This is a genomic window from Sphingomonas sp. Ant20 (assembly GCF_000783375.1).
Taxonomy (GTDB): Bacteria; Pseudomonadota; Alphaproteobacteria; order Sphingomonadales; family Sphingomonadaceae; genus Sphingomonas; species Sphingomonas aerolata.
Genome location: NZ_JRVI01000044.1, coordinates 1 through 7,822 on the forward strand (window position 1 = coordinate 1; position 7,822 = coordinate 7,822).

A 7,822-nucleotide genomic window follows, 5' to 3' on the forward strand; every position below is an offset into this window, starting at 1 on the left:
CGCGCGGCCTGCGTGCGGACCGCGCTCGCCGACACCGCCTGCGACGCGGTGCTGGTCGGCGACACGTTCCTGATGCTCGAGGCGGCGGTCGTGTTGCGCGCCCGACCCGATCCGCAGGCATCGCCCGTCCGGCTCGCAGGGTTCGACGACGCCGCCTGGCTGCGCCTGCTCGACGCCGCGCCGATCGTCGTCGAGCAGCCGGTCGACGAGATGGCGCATGCCGCGCTGGCGCTGCTCGTCGAACGGATGAGTGGTGCGCAGCGCGACGCTGTCCGGCTAGTCTTCAACGGGACGATCGTCAGCCCCGCCTGAGCTTCAGGCGGCGGCGGCGATCGCGGTGTGGCCGCGCGTCGGGCGGAACCGGCCGCTGCGCAGCGCGGTCTCGATATCCTCGAGGCTCGCGCCCGCGGTTTCCGGCACGAACAGCAGCACGAACACGAACGACGCCAGATTGACCCCGGCATAGACCCACATCGTTGAACCCAGCCCGATCGCATGGACCAGCGACAGCGCGGTGCCCGTGACGATCAGGTTGCTGCCCCACAGCATCGCCGCGTGCAGCGCGGTCGCGGGGCCGCGCATCGCCAGCGGAAACATCTCCGCACCCAGCAGCCAGCCGCACACCTGGATGCCACCCGAATTAAAGAGCATGAACGCCAGCAGGAAGCCGATCGTCAGCCAGCCCTGCCACCCGCCATGCGCGCCGCTGGCGAACATGATGCCAAGCCCGATCAGGCTGACGACCGATCCCGGGATCATCACCAGCATCAGCCGCCGTCGCCCGATCCGGTCGACGAACAGACAGCCGAGCAATGTCATCACCGCATAAACGATCGCGACGCCGAGGCTGGCGAGCAGCGCCGACTCCTTGCCGAAGCCGACCCCCGACAGGAAGGTCGGCGCATAATAGATCATCATCTCCAGCCCGCCGCACTGGGTGAAGAACGCGACGCCCAGCGCCGCGATCAGCGCAGGCCGTGCCCAGGCCTGGCGAATGCCGCGCCAGCCGCTATCGGCCGGATCCGCGTCGGTCGTCGCATCGCGGATCTGGGTGACTTCATGGCGAATCTCGCGGCGTGTGGTCCGCACGCGGCGCAGCACGTCGATCGCCGCGTGGATGCCGATATTCTCCGCGGCCCAGCGCGGGCTGCGCGGCATGAACGCCATCGCGACGAAGACGATCGCGGCGGGGATCGCGGCGACCGCGACCATCGTCCGCCAGCTCCAGACGTCGTGCAGGCCGAACCCGACGATGCTGGCGAGCAGGATGCCGACGCCGATGGCGACGTTGAACATCGTCACCAGATTGCCGCGACGATGCTGCGGCGCGAGTTCGGAGATGTACATCGGCACGACCTGGGTCGATCCGCCGACCGCCATGCCCAGGAACACCCGCGCGGTGATCAGCGCGCCGACGCTCGGCGCCATCGCACAGGCGATCGCACCCAGCGTGAACAGCGCGCTGACCCCCATCACCGACAGCTTGCGGCCGATCCGTTCGGACAGCCAGCTCGTCGCCAGCGCACCGATCACCGCGCCCGCCAGGATCGCCGCGGTGACGATCTCCTGCATGCGGTGATCCAGCCCGAACTCGTCGGTGATCGACAGCAGCGCCCCCGATATGATCCCCGTGTCATAGCCATAGAGCGCCCCGCATACCGCGGCGACGAACGCTGCGGTTCGCAGCACCCGGTCGCCATTGGCATAGGGTTCGGGAATTCTCGGCTCGTTGCGCGCCGTCAGGCTGCGCCGCGTCAGGGATGGGGCGATGCTGTGATCTGTCAAAACGTGGAGGACTCCGTGGTTGTCGAAAGGCTGTTCAGCGGGGGCGCAGCGCGAAGCGGCGACGCCAGGACGGCAGGCGGATCTGCTCGCGCGCCCAGGTCAGCAGACCGGCGCCGATGATGACGCGATGCCGGCAAAGGTCGGCAGGTCGACGCTCTGGTGAAACACGGTGTAACTGAGCGCGACCGCCCAGATCATCTGGCTGTATTGCGGTGGTGCGATCCGGCTGACCGCGACGCGTTGCGCCGCCAGCATCAGCAGCGCCTGGCCGAGGATCGCGAGCAGGCCATAACCGGCGAGCAGGACCATCTCGGCCCCGTCCGGCCAGCGAAACGCCTGCAGCCACAGCAGCGCCGCGCCGTTGATCACCAGCGGCCCGATCAGCCCCGCACCGAGCATCGACACACGCTTCTCGCCCGCACCACCGGCTCGAAACAGCACGATGACGATCGCGCTCGACAATGCGCACAGCATCGCCGCGCCATGGCCCAGATCGAACGCGCGCAGCCCCGGACGCAGCACCATCAGCACGCCGACGAACCCGATCGCCACCGCCGCCCAGCGCCAGGCACCGACCTGTTCCTTCAGGAACAGCATCGACAGCAACGTCACCAGCATCGGCATCAGGAAGATCAGCGCGAATGCCTCGGGCATCGGCAGCCGCGTGAAGGCGACGACGCTCGACAGGCCGCTGATCGACGATCCGATTGCGCGCGCCAGCCATAGCGAGCGTCGCGTCGCGCTGAACACGTCAAGCAGACGATCGCCCGGCGTGCGCACGAAGGGCAAGGCGACCAGGCCGAGCAGCGCACCGGTGAACGTCACCTGGAACGGGCTGAACGCGCCTTCGAGCAGCCGTACCGACGCGTCGCTGAACGCGAAGGCCGCATAAGCCAGGAACGCCAGCGGCACGCCGCCGATGGCTGCCAGACGCGCGCCATGGCTCTGAATGGTAAGATCGATGCTCAATTGCGTCTCTCGGGCTGGCGTGGACGGTGACGACTCTCCGGAGCCGCGGGCACGAGCGAACGCCGCCACCGCCCCGACGTCACCTTATGGCGGGGCGGCAAACAGCTCTGTCTCTTTGCGTATCCCGCTCCTACCGACAGCAGGTGCAGGACGCAACAGAAAACGTTCTGTTTTGACCCCGCACGTCTTGGCTCCTGCGCTTCGGCCGCGCGCAATTGCGGCTTGGCGCGGCTGACGGTACGACCGGGCGATCACCCGTGACGATGAGGATATCCTATCGCAATGAAGCTCGCCGATCTGGCCGTGCTCGCCGGCGTTTCGACTGCAACCGTGTCACGCGCTTTGGCCGGGCATTCGTCCGTCAATGCGCAGACCCGCGCACGCATCCAGGCGCTGGCGCAGGAACATGACGTCCGTCCCAACCAGCTCGCGCGCAACCTGCGGCTGAAGAGCACCGGCGCGATCGGACTCGTCCTGCCGCTCGGCCATGCCCGCACGCAGCATCTCACCGATCCGTTCTTCCTGACCTTGCTCGGGCTGCTCGCCGATCTGCTGGTCGAGCGCGGCTATGACATCCTGTTGTCGCGGGTCATCCCCGACGGCGACGACTGGCTCGACCGGCTGGTCGACAGCGGCCGCATCGACGGCCTGCTCCTCGTCGGCCAGTCCGACCAGGGGGCGGTGATCGAACGCGTGTCGCACCGCTATGCGCCGCTGGTCGTGTGGGGCGCGTACCGGGCGGACCAGAACCATCTGACGATCGGCTCCGACAATATCGCGGGGGGCCGACTCGCGGGCCGCCGCATGATCGACCAGGGCCGGTCGCGGCTGATGTTCGTCGGCGACCCCGCCCCGCCCGAATTCGCCGATCGCTACGCGGGATTCGCCGCCGCCGCTGCGGAGGCGGGGCTCGCCTGCGAGCTGCTCGAAACGCCGATGACCCCGGAGGCCGTGCACACGGCGTTGGCACAGCGGCTCGCCGCCGCGCCGCCCCCCGACGGCATCTTCGCCGCGTCCGACGTCGCCGCAATGAGCGTGCTGCGCGCGCTCGCCGAAGCCGGGATCGACGTCCCCGCCACCACCGCGGTGATCGGCTATGACGACGTCACCTTGGCCGCGCACACGTCACCCGCGCTCACGACCATCCGCCAGGATCTCGCCGAGGGCGCCGCGCTGATGGTCGATCGCCTGATGCAGCGGATCGCGGGCCATGCGACCGGGTCCGCGATCGTCACCCCCGTCCTGATCGAACGCCAGTCCGCCTGAACCGCTCCGCCTGAGCTACATTCAACGTTTCGCAATCGATTGCATAACACGTCTTGCAATCGATTGCGAAAAGCGTATGAGGCGATTCTGGGCTTCATAGAAAGCCACCGCGCAGGGAGGATATCATGAAAGCACGTTACGTTTTGCTCGCCGGAATCGCCGCCACGTCCTTCGCGACGGTGGCCGCAGCGCAGACCACGCCAGTCCCGGACGCGCCCGTTCAGGCCGCACCCGCGCCGGGCGAGCAGCCCGCCGACACCGCCGCGACGCCAGCGCCGATCGCCGGCCAGGACGACATCGTCGTCACTGCGGTCGCGCGCGGCACCAACCGCCTCAACACCTCGATCACGACCAGCTCGATCGGCTCGGACGCGCTGATCCAGCTCGCGCGACGTACCTCGGGCGAGCTGCTGCGCAACCTGCCCGGCATTCGCGTCGAGGCTTCGGGCGGTGACGGCAACGCCAACATCTCGGTCCGCGGCTTGCCGGTCGCGTCGGGCGGCTCGAAGTTCCTCCAGCTCCAGGAAGACGGTCTCCCGATCCTCGAATTCGGCGACATCACCTTCGGCAATGCCGACATCTTCCTGCGCGCCGATTTCAACGTCCGCACGGTCGAGTCGGTCCGCGGCGGCTCCGCCTCGACCTTCGCGTCCAACTCGCCGGGCGGCGTGATCAACTTCATCTCGAAGACCGGCGAACAGGAAGGCGGCGCGTTCCAGCTGTCGAGCGGGCTCGACTACCGCGAATTCCGCGTCGATTTCGACCAGGGCGGCAAGCTCTCGGACAGCGTCACCTATCATGTCGGCGGCTTCTACCGGATCGGCGACGGCCAGCGCGAAGTCGGCTTCGACGGCGTCAAGGGCGGCCAGCTCAAGGCGAACATTACCAAGTCGTTCGACAATGGCGGCTATGTCCGGCTCTACGGCAAGTATCTCGACGACCGCGCGATCGGCTATCTCCCCAACCCGGTCCGCGTCACGGGCAGCAACAGCGACCCCGATTACAGCAGCATCGCCAATTTCTCGATCAACAACGGGACGCTGCACAGCGCCAACATCCGTACCGCGCAGACGCTCGACGGCAACAACCGGCTGACCACGCGCTCGATCCGTGACGGCCAGCACCCGGTCGTCTATTCGGCGGGCCTCGAGACGCAGATCCCGCTCGCGGACGACTGGAACATCGTCGAGCGGTTCCGCTACGCCGACATCTCGGGCGGCTTCACCTCGCCCTTCCCCGCCAGCGTCGATTCGGCGCAGTCGATCGCCAACGGCATCGGCGGCGCGGGCGCCCAGCTCTTCTACGCCAGCGGCGCGCAGGCGGGTCAGCGCATCGGCGACCCCGCCTCGCTCAACGGCAACGGCCTGCTCGCCAACATCGTGCTGTTCGACGTCGACCTGAAGAGCCTCAATAACATCACCAACGACATCCGCCTGAACGGCTCGCTGCCGTTCGCCGGCGGGTCGCTCGCGGTCACCGGCGGCTTCTATGCCTCGCGGCAGGACATCAAGAGCGACTGGCTGTGGACCTCGTCCGTTCAGACCGTCGCGGACAATGGCCGCTCGGAACTCGTCGACGTCCGCACCGCGGCGGGCGTGCCCGTCACGCAGAACGGCGTCCCCGGCTATTCGGCGAGCTTCTTCGGCAATTGCTGCCGCCGCTCCTATGACCTCGACTACACGACCTACGCACCGTTCGCGCAGCTCGGGCTCGAGCTCGGCCGGTTCAACATCGACGGGTCGCTGCGCTATGATTTCGGTCGCGCGCGCGGCAGCGTCGCCGGCTCCGATCTCGGCGCCGCCTTCGGCAGCGGCATCACGACGTTCGACATCAACGGCGACGGCGTGATCTCGGCCGCCGAGCGTCAGGTCGCGGTGATCCCCAACGCCCGCTCGCCGCTCGACTATAACTATGATTACCTGTCCTATTCGGGTGGCGTGAACTTCCGCCTGACCGACAGCACCGCGGTGTTCGGTCGCTACAGCCGCGGCGGGCGTGCCAATGCCGATCGCCTGTTGTTCGGCCCCTCGATCAACACCGCGACGGGCGGGCTGACCGACCAGGGCGCAGCGGTCGATTTCGTCCGCCAGCTCGAGGGCGGGTTCAAGTTCCGCCAGGGCGGCGTCTCGCTCTACGCCACCGGCTTCTGGGCGCGCACCGAGGAACAGAATTTCGAGGCGACGACGCAGCGCTTCTTCAACCGCGAATATGACGCCAAGGGCGTCGAGATCGAGGGCCGGATCGCACGCGGACCCTTCTCGCTCTCGGCCGGCGGCACCTATACCGATGCCGAGATCACCCGCGACGTGCTCAACCCCGGGGTCGAGGGCAACCGTCCGCGTCGCCAGGCCAAGTTCATCTATCAGGCGACGCCACAGGTCGATTTCGACCGCGTGACGATCGGCGCGAACGTGATCGGCACGACCGACAGCTATGCGCAGGACAACAACGTCCTCAAGATGCCGGGCTATACGCAGGTCAACGCGTTCGTCTCGATCCGCCCGGCGGACAATGTGACCGTGTCGGTTAACGGCAACAACCTGTTCGACGTGAAGGGCATCACCGAGGCCGAGGAGGGTGCGATCCCGACCAACGGCATCGTCCGCGCCCGGTCGATCACCGGTCGCACGATCTCCGCCGCCGTCCGCTTCGGCTTCTGATCGGCCGACCCAGGTGCGCGTATCCTCCCCCACCGAGCGTCGCCTCGCGGCGCTCGGTCCCCGCCTGCGCCGCCAGCTCGAACGCCTGTATGGCAGTACCGGGCTGGCGATCTGGCCGCGGCTCGAGGCGATCCTGCGCGAGCGGGCCGCCGAACGCCCCGCCGCGATGGCTGCCCTCGACGAGGCGCGGCTCGCCGACCCCGACTGGTTCGTCGCGCCCGACATGCTCGGCTATTCGACCTATGTCGACCGGTTCGCCGGGACGGTCGAGGGTCTGATCGGGCATGTCGACCATCTCGAATCGCTCGGTGTCCGCTATCTCCACCTGCTCGCGCTGTTGAAGGCGCGCGAGGGCGACAGCGATGGCGGCTTCGCGGTCGCCGACTATCTGTCGGTCGAGCCACGACTGGGGACGATGGCCGATGTCGAGCGGCTCGCCGCACGGCTGCGCGAGGGGCGGATCAGCCTGTGCGTCGATCTCGCGCTCAACCATACCGCCGACGATCATGCCTGGGCGCAGGCGGCCCGCGACGGCGATCCGCATTATCGCGCCTTCTACCACGTCCTTGGCGACGACGAGGCGCAGGCCTATGAGGCCGATCTGCTGCAGGTCTTCCCGACCACCGCACCGGGCAATTTCACGCATGTCCCGGCGATGGGCGGACAGGTCTGGACGACCTTCTACCCGTTCCAGTGGGACCTGAACTGGGCCAATCCGGAGGTCATGCTCGCGATCGTCGACACGATGCTGCGGCTCGCCAATCACGGGTTCGAGGCGTTCCGGCTCGACTCGATCGCGTTCCTCTGGAAGCAGCTCGGTACCGACTGCCGCAACCGGCCGCAGGCGCATTACATCGTCCGCGCACTGCGCGCCGCGCTCGACATCGTCGCCCCCGCGACCTTGCTCAAGGCCGAGGCGATCGTCCCGACCGCGCTGGTCCCGCCCTATTTCGGCGCGGACGAGGGGTCGGACTGGGATGGCGGGTTCGAGCCCGAATGCCATCTCGTCTACAACAACTCGCTGATGGTCGCCGGCTGGGTCGGGCTCGCCGAGCAGTCGGCCGCGCTGCCCCACGCGATCGTCGCGGCGAGCGGCGGCCTGCCGCGCGGCGCGAACTGGCTTAGCTATGCGCGCTGCCAAC

6 protein-coding genes are annotated in these 7,822 nt (G+C 68.0%); 4 read left to right on the plus strand and 2 right to left on the minus strand.

From position 1 onward, the window contains the following. Positions 1 to 312: hypothetical protein (locus tag NI18_RS25010; RefSeq protein ID WP_037529179.1), on the plus strand; the 312-nt coding region annotated here is incomplete at its 5' end. A gap of 3 nt (positions 313 to 315) precedes the next feature. Here NI18_RS25010 and NI18_RS07600 read toward each other — a convergent pair. Next, positions 316 to 1,785, minus strand: coding sequence for a sugar porter family MFS transporter (locus tag NI18_RS07600; RefSeq protein WP_037529181.1), 1,470 nt, complete (start codon positions 1,783 to 1,785; stop codon positions 316 to 318). Positions 1,786 to 1,884: 99 nt separating this feature from the next. Further along, the gene (locus tag NI18_RS07605) at positions 1,885 to 2,754 is read right to left on the minus strand and encodes a DMT family transporter (protein WP_198526959.1); all 870 of its coding nucleotides are present in this window, start codon (positions 2,752 to 2,754) and stop codon (positions 1,885 to 1,887) included. Positions 2,755 to 3,036: 282 nt separating this feature from the next. Between NI18_RS07605 and NI18_RS07610 the strand changes: the two genes are divergently transcribed. The 3 genes from NI18_RS07610 to NI18_RS07620 form a co-directional block, all read left to right on the plus strand. Then, positions 3,037 to 4,020, plus strand: coding sequence for a substrate-binding domain-containing protein (locus NI18_RS07610; RefSeq protein ID WP_037529183.1), 984 nt, complete (start codon positions 3,037 to 3,039; stop codon positions 4,018 to 4,020). 125 nt (positions 4,021 to 4,145) lie between these two features. Then, the gene (locus NI18_RS07615) at positions 4,146 to 6,680 is read left to right on the plus strand and encodes a TonB-dependent receptor (protein ID WP_037529185.1); all 2,535 of its coding nucleotides are present in this window, start codon (positions 4,146 to 4,148) and stop codon (positions 6,678 to 6,680) included. 13 nt (positions 6,681 to 6,693) lie between these two features. Continuing rightward, positions 6,694 to 7,822, plus strand: a 1,129-nt coding sequence (locus NI18_RS07620; protein WP_306286279.1) for an alpha-amylase family glycosyl hydrolase, incomplete at its 3' end; no start/stop codon positions are given.